At 76.0% G+C, this 20,742-nt stretch carries 17 protein-coding genes and 2 pseudogenes; 5 read left to right on the top strand and 14 right to left on the bottom strand.

From position 1 onward, the window contains the following. Positions 1–153 precede the first annotated feature (153 nt). A complete protein-coding gene (locus tag ACFPCY_RS09155; RefSeq protein ID WP_378253286.1) occupies positions 154–1,218 on the top strand; it encodes a tyrosine-type recombinase/integrase in 1,065 nt (354 codons plus the stop codon). 137 nt (positions 1,219–1,355) lie between these two features. Here the strand turns inward: ACFPCY_RS09155 and ACFPCY_RS09150 are convergent, their stop codons facing one another. The 6 genes from ACFPCY_RS09150 to ACFPCY_RS09125 form a co-directional block, all read right to left on the bottom strand. Beyond that, positions 1,356–2,180: a pentapeptide repeat-containing protein gene (locus ACFPCY_RS09150; protein WP_378253284.1), complete on the bottom strand. Its 825-nt coding sequence runs from the start codon at positions 2,178–2,180 to the stop codon at positions 1,356–1,358. Positions 2,181–2,338: 158 nt separating this feature from the next. Beyond that, positions 2,339–2,995 (bottom strand): HAD family hydrolase, encoded by a 657-nt coding sequence (locus tag ACFPCY_RS09145; protein ID WP_378253282.1) that lies wholly within the window; start codon positions 2,993–2,995, stop codon positions 2,339–2,341. 169 nt (positions 2,996–3,164) lie between these two features. Then, entirely contained in the window at positions 3,165–3,614 is a 450-nt protein-coding gene (locus ACFPCY_RS09140; protein ID WP_378253280.1) for a DUF1707 SHOCT-like domain-containing protein, read from the bottom strand. A gap of 210 nt (positions 3,615–3,824) precedes the next feature. Next, a complete protein-coding gene (locus ACFPCY_RS09135) occupies positions 3,825–4,385 on the bottom strand; it encodes a carboxymuconolactone decarboxylase family protein (protein ID WP_378253278.1) in 561 nt (186 codons plus the stop codon). Between the two features lie 2 nt (positions 4,386–4,387). Next, entirely contained in the window at positions 4,388–5,044 is a 657-nt protein-coding gene (locus ACFPCY_RS09130; protein ID WP_378253276.1) for a TetR/AcrR family transcriptional regulator, read from the bottom strand. A gap of 189 nt (positions 5,045–5,233) precedes the next feature. Further along, positions 5,234–6,262 (bottom strand): MerR family transcriptional regulator, encoded by a 1,029-nt coding sequence (locus ACFPCY_RS09125; protein WP_378253274.1) that lies wholly within the window; start codon positions 6,260–6,262, stop codon positions 5,234–5,236. A 388-nt stretch (positions 6,263–6,650) separates the two neighbouring features. On the opposite strand from ACFPCY_RS09125, the gene ACFPCY_RS09120 reads away from it, so the two are divergent. After that, the gene (locus ACFPCY_RS09120; RefSeq protein ID WP_378253272.1) at positions 6,651–7,535 is read left to right on the top strand and encodes a phosphatase PAP2 family protein; all 885 of its coding nucleotides are present in this window, start codon (positions 6,651–6,653) and stop codon (positions 7,533–7,535) included. A gap of 33 nt (positions 7,536–7,568) precedes the next feature. Here ACFPCY_RS09120 and ACFPCY_RS09115 read toward each other — a convergent pair whose 3' ends face one another. Then, positions 7,569–8,198 carry an IMPACT family protein gene (locus ACFPCY_RS09115; RefSeq protein ID WP_378253270.1) on the bottom strand — a complete coding sequence of 210 codons (630 nt, stop codon included), beginning with the start codon at positions 8,196–8,198 and terminating at the stop codon, positions 7,569–7,571. Positions 8,199–8,228: 30 nt separating this feature from the next. Beyond that, complete coding sequence (locus tag ACFPCY_RS09110; protein ID WP_378253268.1) at positions 8,229–9,065, bottom strand: HAD-IIA family hydrolase; 837 nt, start codon at positions 9,063–9,065, stop codon at positions 8,229–8,231. A gap of 109 nt (positions 9,066–9,174) precedes the next feature. Here ACFPCY_RS09110 and ACFPCY_RS09105 point away from each other — a divergent pair, with 109 nt between their 5' ends. Next, positions 9,175–9,603 (top strand): RidA family protein, encoded by a 429-nt coding sequence (locus tag ACFPCY_RS09105; protein ID WP_378253266.1) that lies wholly within the window; start codon positions 9,175–9,177, stop codon positions 9,601–9,603. A gap of 91 nt (positions 9,604–9,694) precedes the next feature. On the opposite strand, the gene ACFPCY_RS09100 is transcribed toward ACFPCY_RS09105, so the two are convergent. Then, positions 9,695–11,617 (bottom strand): acyl-CoA dehydrogenase family protein, encoded by a 1,923-nt coding sequence (locus ACFPCY_RS09100; RefSeq protein WP_378253264.1) that lies wholly within the window; start codon positions 11,615–11,617, stop codon positions 9,695–9,697. A 163-nt stretch (positions 11,618–11,780) separates the two neighbouring features. Continuing rightward, positions 11,781–13,175 carry an ACP S-malonyltransferase gene (locus ACFPCY_RS09095; RefSeq protein ID WP_378253262.1) on the bottom strand — a complete coding sequence of 465 codons (1,395 nt, stop codon included), beginning with the start codon at positions 13,173–13,175 and terminating at the stop codon, positions 11,781–11,783. Between the two features lie 280 nt (positions 13,176–13,455). Here ACFPCY_RS09095 and ACFPCY_RS09090 point away from each other — a divergent pair, with 280 nt between their 5' ends. Beyond that, entirely contained in the window at positions 13,456–14,481 is a 1,026-nt protein-coding gene (locus ACFPCY_RS09090; RefSeq protein ID WP_378253260.1) for a 3-oxoacyl-ACP synthase III family protein, read from the top strand. Between the two features lie 348 nt (positions 14,482–14,829). Here the strand turns inward: ACFPCY_RS09090 and ACFPCY_RS09085 are convergent. Both ACFPCY_RS09085 and ACFPCY_RS09080 read right to left on the bottom strand, forming a co-directional pair. Next, positions 14,830–15,105: pseudogene (locus ACFPCY_RS09085) on the bottom strand (WCX domain-containing protein); the annotation flags it as partial. A 354-nt stretch (positions 15,106–15,459) separates the two neighbouring features. Continuing rightward, positions 15,460–16,146 (bottom strand): annotated as a pseudogene (locus ACFPCY_RS09080) (helix-turn-helix transcriptional regulator); the annotation flags it as partial. A 62-nt stretch (positions 16,147–16,208) separates the two neighbouring features. Here ACFPCY_RS09080 and ACFPCY_RS09075 point away from each other — a divergent pair. Continuing rightward, positions 16,209–18,743 (top strand): ATP-binding cassette domain-containing protein, encoded by a 2,535-nt coding sequence (locus tag ACFPCY_RS09075; RefSeq protein ID WP_378253258.1) that lies wholly within the window; start codon positions 16,209–16,211, stop codon positions 18,741–18,743. Here ACFPCY_RS09075 and ACFPCY_RS09070 read toward each other — a convergent pair. After that, positions 18,733–20,115 carry a hypothetical protein gene (locus ACFPCY_RS09070; RefSeq protein ID WP_378253256.1) on the bottom strand — a complete coding sequence of 461 codons (1,383 nt, stop codon included), beginning with the start codon at positions 20,113–20,115 and terminating at the stop codon, positions 18,733–18,735. The genes ACFPCY_RS09075 and ACFPCY_RS09070 overlap by 11 nt on opposite strands. A 3-nt stretch (positions 20,116–20,118) precedes the next feature. Then, positions 20,119–20,577: a cupredoxin domain-containing protein gene (locus ACFPCY_RS09065; protein ID WP_378253254.1), complete on the bottom strand. Its 459-nt coding sequence runs from the start codon at positions 20,575–20,577 to the stop codon at positions 20,119–20,121. Positions 20,578–20,742: the final 165 nt, after the last annotated feature.

Genomic DNA, 20,742 nt, shown 5'->3' with positions numbered 1-20,742 from the left:
TTGAGGCGTGGAGAGGCGGTCGTGGCCATGTGGGTGCCTGACTGGTTGCAGTGGAGCTGACGAGCGGTGCCGGAAGGGCCTCTCCCCCGCGGTGGGAGGGGCCTTTTCGTTGTGGGCGGCGGTTTGTCGGTGGCGGAGGGTAGCGTCCGGTGGGTGCGACCCACGGATGTTCAGCGGCTGACGGTGGCGGAGGCGGTGGACCGCTACGCCGAGATGGTGCGGGCCAAGTGCTCGACGGGGGCGCTGGCGCCCGCGACCGCGGAGGTGTACGCGCGTGACGTGCACACCTTCGCCGAGCTGGCGGGGCCGGGCCGCGTCCTGGACGACCTGACCGGTGAGGACGTGGACGAGGTGCTGCTGCGGTTCGCGCGCAAACCGGACGGGCGGCGCTCGGGCGGCGCGGCGCGTCCGGGGTCGCGGGGGGACGGGGCGGTGCAGAGCGCCGCGTCGCAGGCGCGGTTCCGCAGGTCGGTGTCGGCGCTGTTCCGGCATGCGGTGGTCGCCGGGTGGGTGCAGTTGAACCCGATGGCGGCGGCGACGGTGCGGCCCCGGCACCGCGGTGGGCTGCGGGCCGAGCGGCGGGCGTTGACGGCCGAGCAGGCGGGTGGGCTGGTCGGTGCGGCGCGTGAGCTGGCCGAGCGTCCGGTGGGGGCCGGGAGGGACGGCGGGCGGGCCGACCAGCGGACCGAGTTGCGCGACGCGCTGGTGGTGCTGTTGCTGGCGGCCGTGGGGCCGCGCGTGTCGGAGTTGACGCGCGCGAACGCCGAGGACTTCTTCGTCAACGGCGGGGTCCGCTACTGGCGGATCTTCGGCAAGGGCGGGCGGACGCGGGACGTGCCGCTCCCCCGGCCCGTCGCCGAGGTGCTGGACGCCTACCTCGCCGACGGTCGGCCGCTGCTGGACCGGGGTCGCGAGCCGAAGGCGCTGCTGCTGTCGTGGCGTGGGCGGCGGCTGGCGCGCGGGGACGTGCAGGCCGTCATCGACCGGGTGCAGGCGCGCGTGGATCCCGAGCATCGGCGGACGGTCACCCCGCATGGGCTCCGGCACACCACCGCCACGCACCTGCTGGCCGCGGCGACCGACATGGACGCCGTCCGGCGCGTCCTCGGCCATGCCGACCTGTCGACTCTGGGCCGGTACCGGGACGAGCTTCCCGGGGAGCTGGAGGCGGCGATGCGCGTGCATCCGCTCCTCGGCCGCGTCCAGACCGCCGAGTGACGCCGGACCGGGGCGATCCGCGGCCGGGGGCGGCGGGGCGGTCCGTTCGCGGGGCGGCGCGGGGTGGTCGTGGCGGGGCGGCGCGGGGTGGTCGGGGCGGCGCGGGGTGGTCGTGGCGGGGGTGGTCGTGGGGGGGGTCAGGCCGTCCAGTGCGGGGGGCGGGTGAGGGTGCCGGGGAGGCGGGTGGCGGCGTCGGCCCGGGCCGCGTTGAGCTGCGGCTGGGTGAGGAACAGGGCGGTGGACAGGTCCGCGCCGTCCAGGAGGGTGGCGCGGAGGTCGGCGCCGAGGAGGTCGGCGTGGCTCAGGTCGGCGCCGGTGAGGTCGGCGGCGATGAGGAGCGCGCCGCGCAGGTCGGCGGCGCGGAGGTCGGTGCGGCGCAGGTCGCGTCCGGTGAGGTCGGCGTGGGCGTGGTCGCGCGGTCGGGTGGCGTGGCGGCGGCGGGTGAGGCGGCTGGCGGTGCGGAGCAGGTCGGCGGCGGACGCGTGGAGGGCGGGCAGGTCGGCGTCCAGGAGGGTGTCGGCGTCCTGGCGGGTGAGGTCGTCGAGCGCGGTGATCGTCTCGGTGATCTCGGCGTGGACGGGGGCGGCGTCGGGGAGCCGCGCCGCGTGGTGGAGGTGCCAGAGGAGCTCGTGCAGGTGCCGCATCCGGGGGTAGACGGCCGTCATCGCCGGCAGCAGGTCGGGATGGGTGCGCCAGTCGCGTCCGCCGAAGGTGTGCCGGGACAGTTTCTGTCCGGCGCCGAGGCATTCGTAGACGGTGCAGCCGGTGAAGCCCTTGTCCCGCAGGTTCGCGTGGATTCCGCAGCGGTGGTCGGCGGCGAGGTGCAGGCAGGGGCGTCCGGCCGGTTTGGTCAGGGCGAAGTCGCTGGAGCGGGTGAAGGGCAGCGCGACGCAGCACAGGCCGAAGCAGCTGCCGCAGTCGGCGCGCAGGTCGTCGAGCGGGAGGCGGGGTGTGGCGGGCACGGGCGGGCCGTTCTGGCAGGAGGCCGGGGCGAACCCCGGCCGGGGACGGACGAGACGATGATCAGAGCACGGACGGGACGGGACAGGCGGAAGGCGACAGCGGACGCGGCGGACGGTGGAAACGGTGGAGGCGGCGGTGGCGTGACCGTCCGCCTCGTTCATTGTGCCCGGTGGTCGCGGGTGAGCAGGGTACGGCCGAGCCGGTAGGCGTGGACGAGGTCGTCGCCCCGGTAGTCCAGCGCCGCGATGTGGGCCAGGTGGTGGTCGGCGTTGACCGCGACCGTGTGCGGCAGGTGCCGGAAGAGCGGCGCGTCCGACATGGAGTCCCCGTAGGCGACGCACTGCTGCACGTCCAGGCCGTGTTCGGTGCGGACGCGGTCGGTGATGGCGACCTTGTCGGCGGGGGTGAGGATGTCGCCGGGCTCGGGCGGACCGGCCAGCGGCAGCGGCGGGAACCGCGACGCGACGACCTCGTCGAACCCCAGGTCCAGCAGGTGCCGCGCGAAGAAGTCCGGCGACATGGTGATGACCAGCGACCGTTCGCCGCGCGCCCGGATGTCGGCGCACACCTCCCCGATCCCCCGTAGCCAGGGGCTTCCGGCGTACGCGGACGCGACGGTCGCGGCGGTCAGTCCGTCCCGCCAGATGCCGTACAGCGCGATCGAGAACGCGGTCGTGTCGATGTCTCCGGCGGCGAAGCGCGCCTCCAGCTCGCGGAGTTCGGCCTCGGTTCCGGTGTGGCGGGCGATCTGGAGGCTGGCGGTCGAGCCGGTCAGCAGCGTGCCGTCCATGTCGAAGATGTGCAGGATTCCCACAAAACGATCATTGTCGCAGGGGCGTCCCGCACGGCGCGAAGCGTTTATCGCGGCGGGCGGCCGGGCGGACCGGCCGCGGACGTGACCGCCACCACCGCCGTCACCACCACCGCCGCCGTTACCGCCGCCGTCAGCGGCCGGCCCTCACCGCGTCTCACCGCACCGCTGCTTACCGCTCCTTGCCGTTCCGCGCGGGCCAGAACACGTACGACAGCAGGATCGCTGCCCAGACGCCCAGCGGCCAGGCCGGCCAGTAGTCCTCCAGGCGCCCCGAGCTGAGCGAACCGGCCACCCACAGGACGTTCATGATGACCGCCCCGCCGACCCAGTAGCCGATCTCCTTGCGCCACCGCAGCCGGTCGGCGACGCGCCGTGCGGACGCGGCACGCTCGGCCGCCCGGGCGGCGGCGCTCCCCGACGCCGGCAGGTCCGCCGTGAGGGCGTCGAGCTCGTCGCGGGTGGTGGCGGCCAGCGCCCGCTCCAGGCGCGCCCGGTGCTCGGCGGCGGTCAGCGCGCCGTCGGCGAGCGCGTCCGCGAGACGTTCGGCGGCGGCGTCGCGGTCCAGGTCGCTCGCGCGCACCCCCGGACGGGCGGGCGGCTGGAAGGGTGGCGTGGTCATCTCTCTCCCGCGTGGACGGCTCCTCCCAGTGTCCCGGCCGCCGCGCGCGCCGATCATCGTCGGCGAAGACGAACCGCCGTCCGCCTTTCGATGTACCGCCCCTCCCCCGCCCCGCCGACCGCCCGCCTCGCGGCTCCCCGACCCGGCCGAGAGACGGACGGGTCAGGGCGGACGGGGCAGCGGACGGTTCCCAGGCGGGTCAGGGGCGGGTCAGGGGCGGGTCCAGCGCTGGGCGGCCCAGGCGGGGTCCAGCGGGGTGTGGGCGATGTGGTTGGTGTAGTTGGACAGCGTCTTCATGCCGACGCCCAGCACGACGTCCATGACGTGGCGGCGGGTGTAGCCGGCGTCCAGGAACGCCTGCACCTCCTCGTCGGGGACCCAGCCGCGGTTGGCGACCATCAGCCGGGTGAAGCGGCGCGCCGCCTCCAGGGCGGGGTCCGGCAGCGGCTTGCCGTCCCGCAGCGCCTCGACCACCTCGGGCGCCACCTTGGAGCGCAGCGCCATGGTGGAGTGCGCGGCGACGCAGTACTCGCAGCCGTTCTCCACGCTGATGGTGAGCAGCACCACGTGCTTGGTCCGCGCGGGCAGCGAGGACCTGCCGAACAGGTCGGCCAGCGCGTTGTAGCCGGCCAGCAGCTCGGGCGACTCGGCCATCACCCCGTTGAGGGTGGTGACGAAACCCATGCGCTCGCGGGCCGCCTCCAGCTGGGGGCGGGCCGCTTCGGGCGCGGTCGTCTCGTCGTGGACGGTGAACACGGTGGACTCGGCCATCGTCATCTCTCCTTCACACCAGGGTCCGGCGCGGACAGCGCCGCCAGCGCCGCCGTCACGGTCGCTCTCAGATCGGCCGCCGGCGCTCCGGCCCGCGACCGCAGGTTCACCCCGTAGGCCAGCAGCGCGAGCGCGTCGGCGGTGCCCTCGACGTCCACGCCGGGACGCAGCTGCGACCGCGACCGGGCGGCCTCGAGCGCCGCGGCCATGGCCTTCCGCAGCCGCGCGTGATGCTGCTCCAGCACCCGGCGCACCCCCGCGTCCTGCCCGTTCTTCCCCTCGTCCCCGTCCTCCCGGTCGGGATTGTGGACGGCGGGCAGTCCGGCGTGGGCGTTGGAGACCATGCAGCCCCAGCGGGCGTACGGGCCGTCGCACCGCGCGCGGATCAGCCGGTCGAAGAACGCGGCGATCGCGGGCAGGCCCCGGTCGTCGCCGGCCAGCGCGTCCAGCACCGGCCCGGACCGCCGCTCGACGTAGCGGCGCAGCGCCGCCAGGTACAGCTCGTGCTTCCCGCCGAAGGTGGCGTACAGGCTGGAACGGCTGAGGCCGGTCGTCGCCACGACCTCGCCGATCCCGGTCGAGGCCGCCCCGCGCCGCCAGAACAGCTCCACCACCTGGTCCAGCACCCGCTCGGGATCGAAGTGCTTGACGTCGGGCACGGCCCTCCCCCTATCTCGGAACGACCGTTCCAAGATAGGGAGAGGAGCGCCACGGCCGCAACCCTCGCGCACGTGCGGGATTCAGGAAGGGGGGCAGGGGACGGCGGGCGGGGCGGGACGGTCGTCCGGCCGTCGCGGCCCGACCGTCGCGGCTCGCCGGTGCCGGGCGCGGGTGCCGGGTGCCGGCCTCTACAGGGGGTTGTCGCGCAGCCAGGCCAGGACCTGACCGGCGTGTTCGCCCGGCGGGAAGATCGGATAGAAGACGTGCTCGATCACCCCGTCGCGGACGATCAGCGTCAGCCGCTTGTACAGCGTCAGCCCGCCGGCCTCGAAGGTCGGCAGGTTCAGCGTCCGGGCCAGGCTCAGCGCGGGGTCGGAGAGCATCGCGAACGGCAGGTGCAGCCGGTCGACGACCTCGCGCTGGTAGCCGGTGTCCTGGCTCGACAGGCCGAACACCCCGGACGCGCCGGCGGCGAGCAGGTCCCGGTGGTGGTCGCGGAAGCCGCACGCCTCGGGGGTGCAGCCGCGCGCGCCGGGGATCGCGTCCCAGCCGTCGGGCAGGTCGGTGCCGGGACGGCCGGTGAGCGGGTAGACGTAGATCACCGTCCGTCCCGGGCCGAGGTCGCCGATGCCGACCGTCCCGCCGCCGGTGTCCGGGAACCGCAGGTGGGGCACTCGGGTGCCGGGCAGATGGGCGGCCGCGCCGTCGTCCTCGGGGACGGGCAGATCGGCGGGCAGCCTCGTGTAGTCGGTGAGGCTCGCGAAGCCGGTGAGGCTTCCGGAGCCGGGCAGGCCCGTGGAGCCGGTCGGGCTCGTGTGGTCGGTCATCAGGTCCTCTCCTTCGTCGGCCGGTGAGACGCGGCTGCCGCGGTGCGCGGCCTCCCGCAGGTGCGCGATCAGCACCGCCCGGCGGGCGGTGAGCCCGTCGATCCGCTGCGTGAGCTCGTCGATCGCGTCCCGGTACCCGACCAGCGACGCCGGGCAGTCGTCGGCGTGCCGATGGCCCGCCGCGAGGCACTCCAGGAACGGCCGGGTGCGCTCCACGGCGATGCCCAGGCTCCCGAGCGCCCGGATCTCCCGCGCGACTCGCACGTCGTGCTCGTCGTAGTCCCGGTAGCCGTTGGCCAGCCGCCGGGGCTCCAGCAGTCCCAGGCTCTCGTAGTAACGCACTGCCTTGGTCGTCACGCCCGCACGGCGGGCCAGCTCACCGATCCGCATACCTCTCACCTCGGCCAACGCTAAACCTTGCCCCCGAGGGTAAGGTCAAGCCGCGACCGGCAGGACGCCGGCGGTGGTGACGACCAGCAGGGCGTAGGCGCGGTGCAGGCCAGCGCGGGGGGGCGGCGCGGGGGTCGGCCAGGTGCAGGCCGAAGGCGGGCTGGCCGTGGGCGCGGGTCGGCACCACCCGGCAGGCGCGCACCATGCTCAGGCACCGGTTCGTCGCGATGGGGGTTCATAACGGGGCGTCGGTGACTTAGGTCGCGTTGTGGTGAACGCGGCGTGAACCCTCGCCGTCTGGTAGATGATCAGGAAGGTTCCGCGCCGGGCGCGGGACCACGCCGTCCCCGCGACCGCGCGGGGCGGCGGCCGGACGAGAAGGGGGAGCATGCGAGCACCGGGATTCAGCGCCGACTGGTACCGGACGGTCACCGAGTTCGCGCACGGGACACCCGGCTGGGTCCACACCGGCGCCGAGATCGGCACCGACGCGGGCCTGCTGGCGTTCGTGGCGCTGTTCGCCGCGGGCTGGTGGCGCGCCCGCACCCGCGACGGACGGTCGATGGCCCTGGCCGTCCTCGCGCCCGCCGCGATGGTCTGCGCCTACCTGGTCAGCTCCAACGCCAAGGACGTCCTGCAGGAGGAACGCCCCTGCCGCGCCGTCCCCCACGCCATGAACATCGCGCCCTGCCCCGCGCCCGGCGACTGGTCCTTCCCCAGCAACCACGCCACCATCGCCGCCGGATCGGCCGCCGCGCTCCTGGTCGCCTGGCGCGCCCTCGCGCCCTGGGTGCTGTCGCTCGCCGCGCTGATGGCGTTCTCCCGCGTGTTCGTCGGCGTCCACTACCCGCACGACGTCGCCGCCGGGTTCCTCGTCGGCGTCACCGTCGCCACGACCGTCTCCCTCCTCGCCGCGAAACTCCTCACCCCGTGGGTCGAACGCCTCCGCGGCTGGGGGCCGCTGGGACCGCTCGTCCTCGGCGCATCCCCCTCGGCCGGTCCCGCGCTCGCCGACGGCCACGACGGCCACGGCGGCTACGGCTACGGCGGAGGCGCGGACGTTCCGGTGGCGGGGTACGGGCGGGCCGCCGCCCGGCGCCCCGGCCCGCCGATGCCCGCGGACGCGGCCGTCACCGTTCCCGACCTGCCCGTCCTGGACGCCCACGGCCGTCCCGTGCCGAACACGCCCGCCGCGCCGGGCCCTGCGGGGACGCCCGGGACCGGTGGCCCGTACGGTGCTCCCGGGACGGGCGGACGGCACCGGCGCACCTGACGCGATCAGCCGAAGTCCCCGTCGCCGCCCCGGCTAGGAGGTGGTGACGGGGACTTCCACGTGTCCGGTGCCGACCGTCCGCAGCACCGCCCGGCCCGCCGTCACCTCGGCCGCCCACGCGGTGAACTCGCCCAGGCCGTCCGCGGGAACCGCCACCTCCGCCTGCACCGCGTCGCCGTACCGGACACCAGACGGCTGCGGCCCCCGCGCGTGCAGATCACCCAGGAACCGGCCCGCCAGCGCGTGCTCGACCGTCACCTCCACGCGCACCACCGGACGCAGCTCCACGACACCGACCGCGTCGACCGCCTCCGACACCGCCTGCGAGTACGCCCGCACCAGCCCGCCCGCGCCGAGCTTCACACCCCCGAAATACCGCGTCACGACCGCCGCCGTCCCGGTCAGGCCCCGCCGGACCAGCACCTCCAGCATCGGGATCCCCGCCGTCCCGGCCGGCTCCCCGTCGTCGCTGCTCCTGGTCAGCTCACCGTGCTCGCCCACCACGTACGCCGAGCAGTTGTGCGTGGCGTCCCGGTGCGCGCGGCGCCGCGCGGCGACGAACGCCGCCGCCTCCTCCTCGTCGGCCACCCGCGCCAGCGCGCACAGGAACCGCGAACGGCGGACCTCCAGCTCGCGGGAGCCGGACGCGGCGATCATGCGCATGGCGGAGCCAGGGGGGGACGGGGCGCCCGGTCAGGACCCGCCCGAGCCCTCGGGCCCGGCGGAGGCGGTACCCGGGCCGGACGCCGCCGCGACCATGTCCACCACGTCGGCGATGGAGCTCACCACATGCGACGGACGGAACGGGAACCGCTCCACCTCGTCCTTCCGGGTCACCCCCGACAGCACCAGGATCGTCTCCAGGCCCGCCTCCACCCCGGCCCGCACGTCGGTGTCCATCCGGTCGCCGATCATCACCGTCGACTCGCTGTGCCCGCCGACCCGGTTCAGCGCCGTCCGCATCATCAGCGGGTTCGGCTTGCCGACGAAGTACGGCTCCACCCCCGTCGCACGCGTGATCATCGCCGCGACCGCGCCCGTCGCCGGCAGCGACCCCTCGGTGGACGGCCCGATCGGGTCGGGATTGGTCGCGATGAACCGCGCGCCCCGCTCGATCAGCCGGATCGCCCGCGTGATCGAGGAGAAGCTGTAGGTGCGGGTCTCCCCCAGCACCACGTAGTCGGGGTTCAGGTCCGTCAGCACGTACCCGGCCTCGTGCAGCGCCGTCGTCAGGCCCGCCTCGCCGATCACGTACGCCGACCCGTCCGGACGCTGGTCGGCCAGGAACCGCGCGGTCGCCAGCGCCGACGTCCAGATCGCCTCCTCGGCCACCGGCAGCCCCAGCGCGTGCAGCCGCGCCGACAGGTCCCGCCGGGTGTAGATGGAGTTGTTGGTCAGCACCAGGTACCGCTTGCCGGACGCCGCCAGCCGCCGCAGGAACTCGGCCGCGCCGGGGATCGGATGCCCCTCGTGCACCAGGACCCCGTCCATGTCCGTCAGCCACGACTCGATCGGCCTGCGCTCACTCATACGATCATTGTCGCAGCCCACCGGACCGCTCCGCGCCGCGACCCGCCCCGCCCGGCACACCGCAGGCCCGGTGGACGGGGGACGGCGCGGACGGCGTTACGGTGACCACGTGAGCGATCATGAACTGCGCGCCGGGACCGACATCCGCCAGATCGACCCGGCCGGACTCCCCGCCGGACCTGGCTACAGCCACGGCGTGTCCGTCGAGGTCCCCGGACGGCTCGTCCTGGTCAGCGGACAGGTCCCCGTCGACGCGAACGGCGGACTCGTCGGACCCGGCGACCTCGCCGCCCAGACCCGGCAGGTGTTCCGCAACATCCAGGCCGTCCTCGCCGACGCGGGCGCCGGCTGGGACCACGTGGTGAAGCTCGGCTACTACCTGCGCGACGCGTCCGGCGTCGGCGTCGTCCGCGAGGTCCGCGCCGAGTTCGTCCCCGCGCACGTCACGCCCGCCGCGACTCTCGTCGAGGTGTCCCGCCTGGTCCGCGAGGAGTTCCTCGTCGAGATCGACGCGATGGCGGTCGTCCCGATCCGCTGACCCGCCCCACCCGAACGGGGGCCACCACCCGAACGGGCGCCGCCCGGACCGGGGCCGCCCGAATCGACGGGACCGACCGGCGGGACGGGGCTCAGGAGGTCGGCTCGCGCGGGGTCGTCGGCGCGGCGACCGCAGCGGGAGTGTCGAGCGCGGCGGCCAGGTCGCCCACGCGGCCCGCCAGCACGTCGCACACCCCGCGGCGCTCGGCCCACACCCGCTCCAGCAGGCCCGGCCCGGCGACGCCGTGCTCCAGCAGCAGCGCCGCGCGCCGCTCGATCCAGTCCAGCCCGAACAGGCGGAGCAGCGGCTCCAGCAGCGGCCCGGCCGCCGCCGGGACCGCCCGGGACGCCTCGTCCACCAGCCGCAGGACGATCCCGTCGGCGGCGACCCGCGAGGTCGCGGCGGCCAGCGCCAGGTTGTCGTTCCACGCGGTGAACACCGCCGGCTCGTCCGCGGCGTCCCCGGTCGCGGTGCGGTCGGCGAGCCGGACGGTCAGCGCGCGCTCCAGCGCACCCGCCAGGTCCCGGCACATCGCCGGCGACCCGAGACCGCCCGCCCCGTCCGGCACCGGCACCCGCCCGGGCGCGGACGCCGGATCGGCGCGAGGCGGATCGGCGGGAGGCGGGTCCGCGGGGGGCGGGTCCGCGGCCAGCGCGCGGGCCGTGTCGAAGAGGATCAGCTCGTTGTCGCCGCCCGCGCTCTGGTAGGCGTGCGCCAGCCCCCGGTACCCGTTCAGCCGGTGGGACGCGGCGAACCCCGGCGCGCCCGCGTGCACCCGGCACGCGCCCACCACGTCCTGGGTCAGCGCGGTCACCCCCGCCTTCAGCAGCGCCAGATCCCGGTCCACCGCCGACCACGGCGCCCACGCCGCGCCGCCGCCCCGGCCCGCTGTCGCCGCCGTCGCCGCCGGCGCGCGGCCGAGCGGACGCGGCCCCTTCACCCGGTCGGCGACCAGCGTCAGCGCGTACGCCGCCGCCAGCGCCCCCAGCATCGCCTCCTGCTGGTTGCGGTAGTCCCCCAGCGGACGGCGCGGAGCCAGCCGCCCCAGCGTCGCCCGCCCGGCGGTGTGCGCGACCAGCGTCACCGCCGACGCGCGCACCAGCGCCGCGCACACCGACACCACCGACCGCCACACCGCCGGAGCGATCCCCATAGACCGCACCAGCCGCTCGCCCGGCCCGCCCACCGGATCGTGGAACCCGCCGTCCGGGTCGAGCCGCGCGCCGTCGGCGAGCCACGACTCGAACGGCACCCGCACCCCGGTGAGCGTGACCGCGCCGTAGTCCACCATCAGGCCGAACGTGTCGGGCGCGGGCGTGATCCGCACCCCCGGCGGGGTCGAGCCGTCCGGGGCGCGCAGCGGGACGGTGAACACGAACACGCCGCGCTCGGCGCCGCCGTGCACCAGCGTCGCGTACACCGCCGCGACCTTCGGCACGTCCGGATGCGCGGTGTTGGTGGGGAACTTCGCCGCCGCCGCGTCCGGGGTGGTCAGCACGAACCCGCCGGTCTCCGGATCGTGCCGGGCCAGCGTCCGCGGCGACAGGTGGCTGTTGCTGCGGCCGATCTCCGTCATCAGCAGCGTCCCCGCCGCCGCCATCGACTCCAGCGCCTCCCGGTCCGCCCGCGGCCCCGGACCGTCCGGCGGCGTGAACCGCACGATCGGGCCGAGCGCGAGCGTGTAATGCAGCATCAGGACGTGGAACAGCGCCGGGTCGGCCACCGCGCAGCGCTCCAGCAGCCCGCACAGCAGCGGCGGATCGTCCAGCAGCTCCGCCGCGGGCGGCGCGGCCAGGCCCGCCGCCCGCATCCGCTCGTAGGTCAGGCCCTGCCGCTCCCGCAGCGTCAACCCGTCGGGATAGCCGAAGAACGCCGCCGGAACCGCCTCGGCGATCATCAGCCGCTCCTTGGCCTCGAGCCGGCCCTCCGGGACGGTGCCGCGCATCCACCCCCGCAGCGCCGACGCGTCGCCCGGCAGCTCCACCGGCGCCGCGTCCGGCTCGAACCCCACCACCGGCACACCGGACGGATCGGACCGATTAGGCGAGCCGGACGGGACAGACGGATCGGAGGGATCGGAGGGGCCGGGCGGGCGGGTCATGGCGATGCTCCTGTCGCGACACGGAACCGAACAGAACGCTGACGAGCGGACCGAGCTGCCGAACAGACCGGGCCGGTCAGCGGTCGGGGGCCTCCCCAGAGGTTTCCGGGAGGGGCGTCGCGCGGGGACGCGCGGGCAGGCGGACCGTCACCTCGTCCGGCAGGACGACGCCGGGCGCCGACTTGCCGACCGGCGGCACCGACCCCGACCCCGGCCGCGGACGCTCGCGCAGCGGCGCGAGCGTCGCCACGTCCGGGACGGTCAGCCGCGCGCACCGGCACAGCGCGTCACCCGCGCCCGCCTCCACGAACAGCGTCGCCCCCGCCTCCGCGACCTCCCGCAGGGTGGCGGGGAGCCGGACGGGCCGCACGATGCAGTCCGCCAGCGCGCGGTGCAGGTCGTCGGTGTCCCGGTAGGCGCGGCCCCGCACCGGCGAGTACACCCGCGCCCGCAGCGGACGCTGCGGGAACCGGCGGATCATGTCGTACCACTCGTGGTCGGCGCCCACCATCGCCGGATGGTGCGACAGGTAGGGGACGGCGAGCCGGACCGCGCGGACACCGCGGGCGCGGGCCTGCGCGAGCACCGCCTCCAGCTCGGCGTCCGGGCCGGACACGACCGTGGCGGACGGCGCGTTCAGGCACGCGACCACCACCTCGCCCGACGCCGCCGAGCGCGCCGCGAGCCGTCCGCCCGGACGGACCCGGTGCGCCTCGCGCGCGGGCCGCGCGTCCCTGGCGGCGCGGGCCTGCCGCGCGGTCTCGGCGATGATCGCGAGGGTGTCGTCCTCGGACGCCTCCAGCAGGCCCATCCCGCCGCCCGCGCCGCGCCGTGTCAGCACGTCCACCAGCGAGAACGCCATCCGCGCGCCGTCGCCGACCGAGAACGCGCCCGCGCACACCAGCGCGGCGATCTCGCCGAAGCTCTGCCCGACGGCGAACGTGGGAACGGTCCCGGCGGCACGCTGCACGCGGTCGACCGCGACCGACGCCGTGTAGGCGGCGAGCTGCGCGACGCCCGGGATGCGGGCCGCCGCCCGGTAGGCGTCGGGCTCGTCCAGCAGGATCCGCCGCATCGACGGCCATCCCCCGGTCATCCCTTCCCGTCCGGACGTCCCGGCTCCCGTCCCGCCGGCCGCCCCGCTGGCCGTCCCGCCGAGGGCTTCTCCGGACGCCTTGCCGGCCGCGTCGCCGAGCGTCCCGCCGGACGCCTTGCCGGACGTGTCGGCGAGCCGTCCGGCGAGCGGACCGCCGAGGGGGTCGGCGGACGGCTCGGCGGACGGTTCGGCCGGCGGCGGCAGGGCGGCGGCGACGGCGTCCAGGACGTCGTCGACCGCCCGCGCCGCGGCCGGCCCGGTCGCCGCCAGGGCGCGCAGGTCGGGCGCGCCCGCGGCGCCGGTACCGGGGAACAGGAACGCGCAGACCTCGTCGTGATCGAGCCGGGAGGCCCGCGGGGGCGGGGTGGGGGTCACTCCGCACTCCTAACCGGGAAGGCACACTTCCACTTCTCGACAGCCAAACGCCACACAACAAGTAGATATGGAACGTGGGTCGCGAAATGGGATTATTCACTCATGGAATCGGGGCGGCGACAAGCGGTTCACCGTTCACCCGACCCGCGGGCCACCACACACCCACTCCCCGGTCACACGAACTGAAGGGACAAAACAACACAAAAGCCAACAAATGCCGCGCCGCGCACCGACCACCAGGATCCGGCCGCCCCCGGCCGGATGGGGGGAGAACAACGACGTGACGATCCCGTATGCCATCCGCGGCACCGGCGCGTACCTGCCCGACCAGCGGATCACCAGCACCGAACTGTCCACCGGCCTCGGCCTCGACCCCGGCTGGATCGAGAACCGCACCGGCATCCGCGCCCGGCACCGCGCCGCGCCCGACCAGGCCGCCTCCGACCTCGCCGCCCACGCCGCCCGCCGCGCGCTCGACGCCGCCGGGCTCGAACCCGCCGACCTCGACCTCATCGTGCTCGGCACCTCCACCCCCGACGAACTCGGCCCCGCCACCGCCTGCCGCGTGCAGGCCCTGATCGGCGCCCACCGCGCCGCCGCCTTCGACGTCGCCGCCGCCTGCACCGGCTTCGTCCACGGCCTCCAGACCGCCGTCGCGCTGCTCGCCGCCGCGCCCGCCGCCGGCCCCCGCCGGACCCGCTTCGGCGGGCCGTACGCGCTGGTCGTCGGCGTCGAGGTCTACTCGCGGTTCCTCGACCCCGGGGACCGCGCCACCAGCGCCCTGTTCGGCGACGGCGCCGCCGCCGCCGTCCTCGGGCCCGTCCCCGCCCCCTACGGCATCACCGCGATGGGCATGGGCGCCGACGGCACCCGCGCCGGGGACGTCCTGATCCCCGCGGGCGGCAGCCGCCTGCCCGCCACCGCCCGCACCCTCGCCGCCCTCGACCACACCATCCACATGGACGGCTCGGCCGTCCGGTCCTTCATCACCGACATCCTGCCCCGCCTGGTGCAGGACGCCACCGAGGCCGCCGGGACCAAACCCGCCGACCTCGCCCTGGTCGTCCCGCACCAGCCCAACCCGCGGCTCGTCGCCGCCCTCGCCCCCGCCGCCGGACTCGACCCCGGCCAGCTCGCCATCGCCGGAGCCGACGTCGGCAACATCGGCGCGGCCAGCCTCCCCTACGCGCTGCACCGCGCCCTCGGCGAACACCGCGCCCGCCCCGGCGACCAGGTCCTGCTCGCCGGATTCGGCGCCGGGCTCACCTGGGCCCACACCCTCATCACCTGGCCCCCGTTCGACTGACCCCCGACCGCGCAACGACGTCCGCCCCGGACGGACACCCGCCCCCGGAGGAAGGCCCGCCCCCGGAAGGACGCCCCGCCCGGAAGACGGCGCAACCTCTGAAGGAGGCGCGACCCCGCGCCGACAGCCGCCCGTGAGGCCCTAGCCCCCGCCCTGCGAGGGGGCTCCGGCCTCCGGCGGGCCGACCGCTCTCCAGCACGCCGCTCCCCAGCACGCCACTCCCCAGCACGCCACTCCCCGGCGCATCGCTCTTTGGCGCATCGCTCCCCCGCGCGTCGCTGTCCGGCGGGGCCGTTCTTCAGCGGGCCGCTCTCCGGCGGGCCACTGTTCAGCGGGCCGTCCGGCGGGTCACTCTTCAGCCAGTTCCGACCGGTCGTTCTCTCGCGGGCCCGGCCCGGCGGCGCGCAGCAGCCGCGCACCCACCTCCCGCAGCCGCGCCGCCAGCTCCGGCGGCTCCAGCACCGTGAACTCCAGCTCCAAATGCGCCAGCCGCATCGCGACCCACTCCAGTGAACCCGGCACCGTCCGCAGCAGGCACGTTCCGTCATCGAGCGGTTCGACCTCGTCGCGGCCGACCCGCAACCGGTCCGCCAGCACCTCCGCTGGAGCCTTTACCCGCAGCACCGCCCGGACGACCGGCCCGCCACCCGCCAGCGACCGCCGCGCGAACGCCGCCGGATCCCCGCCCGGCACCTCCCGCGGCTCCCCGCGCACACCGGTCGGGAACAACTCGTCCATCCGATCCAACCGGAACGTCCGCCAAGCCCCCGTCGCGCCCGCCGTCCCACCGCCGTCAACCTCGTCGCCGCGCCCCGCGCCTCGCACGGAAGAAGCGCCACGCGCCCGCTCTTCAGCCCGTCCGGACGGAACGTCCCGCGCGGGATCCTCGGGCGCGGCGTCCCGCGCAGCCTCTGCGGACGGGACGTCCCGCGCGGGGCCTGCGGCCGGGACGTCCCGCGCGGGGCCTGCGGCCGGGACGTCGCGGGCGGTGAGGTCGAAGGCGACCAGATACCAGCGGCGGCTCGCCGCCACCAGCGCGGACGGCTCGACCAGCCGCCGCGTCGCCCGCCCCTCACGGTCCCGGTAGGCGAACCGCACCCGCTCGCCGTCCCGGCACGCCGCCGCCAGCGCCGCCAGGACGCCGGGCTCCACGCGCGGGCCCGCGTCCGGGCCGTCCACCGGCACCGTCGCGTGCGCCACCGCCGCCACCCGCCGCCGCAACCGCGCCGGAAGCACCTGCTCCATCTTCGCCAGCGCCCGCAACGCCGCCTCACCGTCCGCGCCGCCCGCGCCATCCGGGCCGGCACCGGCGAGTGCGCCCGCCGCGCCCGCCGCCGCTCCGCCGGACGCCGCCGCGACCAGGCCCACCGCGACCGCGACCGCCTCCGCGTCGTCCAGCAGCAGCGGCGCGACCGCCGCGCCCGCCTCCAGCCGGTACCCGCCGACCGGACCCGCCGTCGCCCGCACCGGATAGTCCAGCGCCCGCAGCCGGTCCACGTCCCGCCGGACGGTCCGCACCGACACCCCCAGCCGCCGCGCCAGCTCCGGCCCGCTCCACTCCCGCCGCGCCTGCAGCAACCCCAGCAGCCGCAGCAGCCGCGCCGCCGTCCCCGACGCGGCGTCCGCGACCCCCGCGTCCGGCCCCGTGCCCAGCTCAGCGTCCATGGCACCAGCATGCCCGACAACGAGGACAAAACCTGACCTCATCGCCGCCTAGCGTGACCGGTATGCGCCAGAACAACGACCACCGGAACCGCACCGACCGCACCGAGAGCAACGGAAGCGCCGCCCTCGACGCCATCACGATCACCGGGGCCCGCGAGCACAACCTGCGCGACCTCACCGTCGCGCTGCCCAAGCACCGGCTCGTCGCGATCACCGGCGTGTCCGGATCGGGCAAGTCGTCGCTGGCGTTCGACACCCTCGCCGTCGAGTCGAACCGGCAGCTCGCCGAGACGCTGCCCTGGTTCGTCCGCGACCGCATGCCCCGGCACCCGCGCCCCGACGCCGACCTCATCGACGGCCTCACCCCCGCCGTCGTCGTCGACCACCGGCCCCCGCGCGGCGGCGCCCGCTCGGTCGTCGGCACCGCCGCCGACATCCTGCCGGTGCTGCGCGTCCTGTACTCCCGCTGCGCCGAACCCGCCGCCGGCGAGACCGCAGGCGAACCCGCCAGCGAGGCCGGCGGGAGGACCGTCCGGGAGGCCTCCGCGTTCTCCTTCAACGACCCCGACGGCATGTGCCCCACCTGCCACGGCCTCGGCGCCGTCACCCGCCTGGACCTGGACGCCTTCCTCGACACCGCCCGCTCCCTCAACGACGGCGCGATCCGCTTCGAGCCCTGGGGCGTCGGCAGCTGGGTCTGGCAGACCCACGCCCGCTCCGGACTGTTCGACCCCGACCTGCCGCTGCGCGACTACACCCCCGAGCAGTGGCACACCCTCCTGCACGGCAAGGGCTTCAAGGTGTCCAGGGACGGCGGCGTCGGCGGCGACCGCGGCAACACCTACGAGGGCCTCGCCGACCGCTTCGACCGCATGTTCCTGCGCCGCGACACCGCCGACCGGCCCGCCTCGCACCGCCGCGCCGTCGCCGCCGTCACCACCCGCGGCACCTGCCCCGACTGCGGCGGCGACCGGCTCAACCCCGCCGCCCGCGCCGCCACCCTCGCCGGGCACACCCTGCCCGAGCTCACCCGCCTGGAGATCACCGACCTCACCGGCGTCCTCACCGGCATCGCCGCGACCGCCGGACCGGTCGCCGCCGCGATCACCGAGCACGCCCTCACCCGCCTGCACCGCCTCGCCGAGGCCGGACTCGGCTACCTCACCCTCGGCCGCCCCACCCGCAGCCTGTCGGGAGGCGAGGCCCGCCGCCTCAAGGTCGTCCGCTACCTCGGCTCCACCCTCACCGGCCTGACCTACCTGTTCGACGAGCCCAGCGTCGGCCTGCACCCCGCCGACGTCGACCGCCTCACCCGGCTGCTGCACCGGCTCCGCGACCGCGGCAACACCGTCATCGTCGTCGACCACGACCCCGCCGTCATCGCCGCCGCCGACCACGTCGTCGAGCTCGGCCCCGGCGCCGGCGACCGCGGCGGACGCCTGCTGTTCACCGGCGGCCGGGACGCCCTGCGCGCCGCCGCGACCCCCACCGCCCGCGCCCTCACCCGCCCCGCCCGCCTCACCACCCGCCCCCGCCGCCCCACCGGCTGGCTCACCGTCGACACCACCGCCGACCTCACCGGCCCGGACGGCCCGATCCCGCACACCCTGCACCCGGCGGCCGTCCGGTTCCCCACCGGCGTCCTCACCTGCGTCACCGGCGTCGCCGGAGCCGGCAAGTCGACCCTCGCCGCCCGGATGCTGCCCGCCGCCCACCCCGGCGCCGTCGTCGTCGACCAGTCCCCGATCAACGCCTCCCGCCGGTCCAGCCCCGCCACCCACCTCGGCCTGCTGGACCCGCTGCGCCGCCTGTTCGCCGCCGCCCACGACGTCGACCCCGGCTGGTTCAGCCACAACTCCACCGGCGCCTGCCCCGACTGCGACGGCGCCGGGACCGTCACCACCGACCTGGCCTACCTCGACCCCGTCACCACCGTCTGCCGCACCTGCCACGGCACCCGCTACCGCCCCGAGACCGACCGGTACCCGCTACGCGGCCACACCATCGCGCAGGTCATGGCCATGACCGCCGACCGCGCCGTCGAGATCTTCCCCGAACCCGCCGTGCACGCCCGGCTCGCCGCCCTCACCCGCGTCGGCCTCGGCTACCTCACCCTCGGCCAACCCCTCACCACCCTGTCCGGCGGCGAGCGCCAGCGCCTGAAACTCGCCGACCACCTCCACCGCACCACCACGAACCCCCGCGCCAACGGCAACGGCAACGGCCGCCGCAACGGCCGCGGCGGCGGGGCCGGGGACGGCGCGGGCGAAGGCGGCGGGCTGTACGTCCTGGACGAGCCGACCGCCGGACTCCACCGCGACGACGTCACCGCCCTCATCACCCTGCTCGACCGGATCGTCGACGACGGCGCCACCGTCATCGCCGTCGAGCACGACCTCGACGTCATCGCCCACGCCGACCACATCGTCGAGCTCGGCCCCGGCGGCGGCACCCGCGGCGGACGCGTCACCTTCACCGGCCCGCCCGCCGCCCTGCTGGACGACCCGCATTCGCCGACCGCCCCGCACCTGCGCGCCGCCACCCGCCGCCCCGACCACGCCGACCACGCCGACCACGCCGCGGACGTCAGCCGCTGAGCAGGGCGAACAGGCCCGCGCACGTCAGGCACACCATCACCACCGCCAGCGGCGCCTGACCCGCCAGCCGCCGCTCCGCCGGGACGGTCCGCAGCGCCAGATCGTGCGCGGCGGCCGTCCCGGCCATGTGCCCCAGCACGATCGCGTTCACCTGCACCAGCGCGATGATCGACGGCGTCAGCAGCCCGTAGTCCACGACGTGCCCCGTCGACCCCAGCAGGTTCCAGCCCCGCCCCAGCGGATCGCTCGCCAGGATCACCGTCGTCTGCCCCTCCAGCAGGAAGAACGAGAAGTAGTGCGCCACCGTGTAGCCCAGCGCGATCGGCAGCAGCGACCCCGCGAACCGCCCCGGCCACTCCCTCGGATCCTGACCCGACAGCCGCGCCCCCCACCCCATCGCGGCCCGGTACAGCGCGGCGACCACGGCCACCGACAGCAGCAGCCCCGCCGTCCCCGCCGGGATGTCGGACGGGTCCACGTTGTCGCGCCAGTACGTCGTCCGCGTCACCCCGTCGAAGCCCGTCGACCCGATCAGCACGCACGCCGTCGCCGCCAGCCCCGCCTCGCCGCCCCCGCCGACCAGGCCCGTCAGCGGCGTCCGCCACACCAGCGCCCCGTCCGGACGCCGCCCCACCGGGCACATCCGCGCCATCAGCGACGAGTACGCCTCGAACCCGTCACCGCGCGCGAACCAGTCCCGGCCGAACCACACCCCCAGCCCCGTGTTCACCGCCGCGTACCCGACGATCAGCCACCCCACCAGCCGCGGATCGCTGCGATGCGGCGCGACCAGCTCCAGCCACACGAACCCCAGCAGCCACCCCGCCGCCGGCCACCATCCCAGCCGCTTCGGCAGCGCCCGCACCCCCGACGGGTCCACGCGCAGCACCCGGCACACCACCGCGTGCACCGTCCGCAGCGGGTTCACCCGCCGCCACACCGGCCCGCACACCACGCTGACCGGCACCAGACCCACCCAGAACGTCACGAACAGCGCCCACGGCGCGAGGTTCCGCGCGTCCGAGGACGGCCCCGCGAACGCCACCGCCACCACCGCGGCCGTCAACGCCAGCGCCGCCCACCGGGCCGTCCACGTCAACCACGGAGCGTCCAGGAACCGGGCCGCGCGCGCCGACAGCGGACGGCCCCCGTCCGGACGCAGCCGCGGCCGCGTCCACGCCACCGTCAGCGCCAGGAACGACGCCGCGACCGCCGCGCCGCCGCCCGCGATCGCCGTCACGCCGTCCATCGGCAGGTCCGTCCGGCCGCCGAGCCCGTGCGCCAGCACCCCGCCGCCGACCCGCTGCGCCACCGGACCGCCGCCCAGCCCGAAGCCCGCGAGCCGGACGGCTGCCCCGGCCAGAACACCCACCGCTCAGCCCACCTGGAGCTCGAACGCCCGCGCGCCCGAGTGGTGCAGCTCCGCCTCGAACACCCCCGGCACCGACGCCACCAGCCGCAGCGTCCCCGGACGCCCCGGAGCCAGCTCCAGCTCCCGGTCGTAGCCGTGCAGGTGGAACTCCTCGGCTACGTCGCTGGTCACCGTGATCACGACCGTCGCGCCCCGGTGGACCTTCACCGTCCGGGACGCCGTCACGACCCGCCCCTTGGCCACCGACACCCGCACCTCGGTCACCCCGGCCCCGCCCGGCGCCGACGGACCCCCGGCCCCCGCACCGGACGACGCACCCGACGCACCCGACGACGCCCCCGACGGCGCGCCCGGAGAGACGCCACCGCCACCGCCGTCCGGGCGGGGTGCGGGCTTCCCGCACCCCGCCGCCACCAGCAGCACCAGCGCCACCACCGCCACCGGACCCCTCAACCCACGCACGACGCCGAACCTCCCACCGGACGGGACGCCAACCGCGCGGCCTCCGGCCGGTGACCGGCCGGGTGCCGCACGCCACACGATGTGACACTAGACAATGACACATTCCAGGCTGGCATACTCCGGCCCGTGGGTGGAATCACACCCCCGCACCCACCCCCGGAAGCA

Origin of the sequence: Actinomadura gamaensis, from assembly GCF_042652125.1 — a bacterium.
GTDB classification, from domain to species: Bacteria; Actinomycetota; Actinomycetes; order Streptosporangiales; family Streptosporangiaceae; genus Spirillospora; species Spirillospora gamaensis.
The sequence above is the reverse complement of the archived record's forward strand: the minus strand, read 5'-3'. Positions and strand labels throughout refer to the sequence as shown.

Bases quoted from the DNA above. Each gene is read 5' to 3' on its own strand.
- ACFPCY_RS09125 (WP_378253274.1), bottom strand. From the start codon at position 6,262: ATGCGGATCGGTGAGCTGGCCCGCCGTGCGGGCGTGACGACCAAGGCA.
- ACFPCY_RS09075 (WP_378253258.1), top strand. From the start codon at position 16,209: ATGCGCCAGAACAACGACCACCGGAACCGCACCGACCGCACCGAGAGC.
- ACFPCY_RS09115 (WP_378253270.1), bottom strand. From the start codon at position 8,198: ATGCGCATGATCGCCGCGTCCGGCTCCCGCGAGCTGGAGGTCCGCCGT.
- ACFPCY_RS09140 (WP_378253280.1), bottom strand. From the start codon at position 3,614: ATGACCACGCCACCCTTCCAGCCGCCCGCCCGTCCGGGGGTGCGCGCG.
- ACFPCY_RS09120 (WP_378253272.1), top strand. From the start codon at position 6,651: ATGCGAGCACCGGGATTCAGCGCCGACTGGTACCGGACGGTCACCGAG.
- ACFPCY_RS09135 (WP_378253278.1), bottom strand. From the start codon at position 4,385: ATGGCCGAGTCCACCGTGTTCACCGTCCACGACGAGACGACCGCGCCC.
- ACFPCY_RS09110 (WP_378253268.1), bottom strand. From the start codon at position 9,065: ATGAGTGAGCGCAGGCCGATCGAGTCGTGGCTGACGGACATGGACGGG.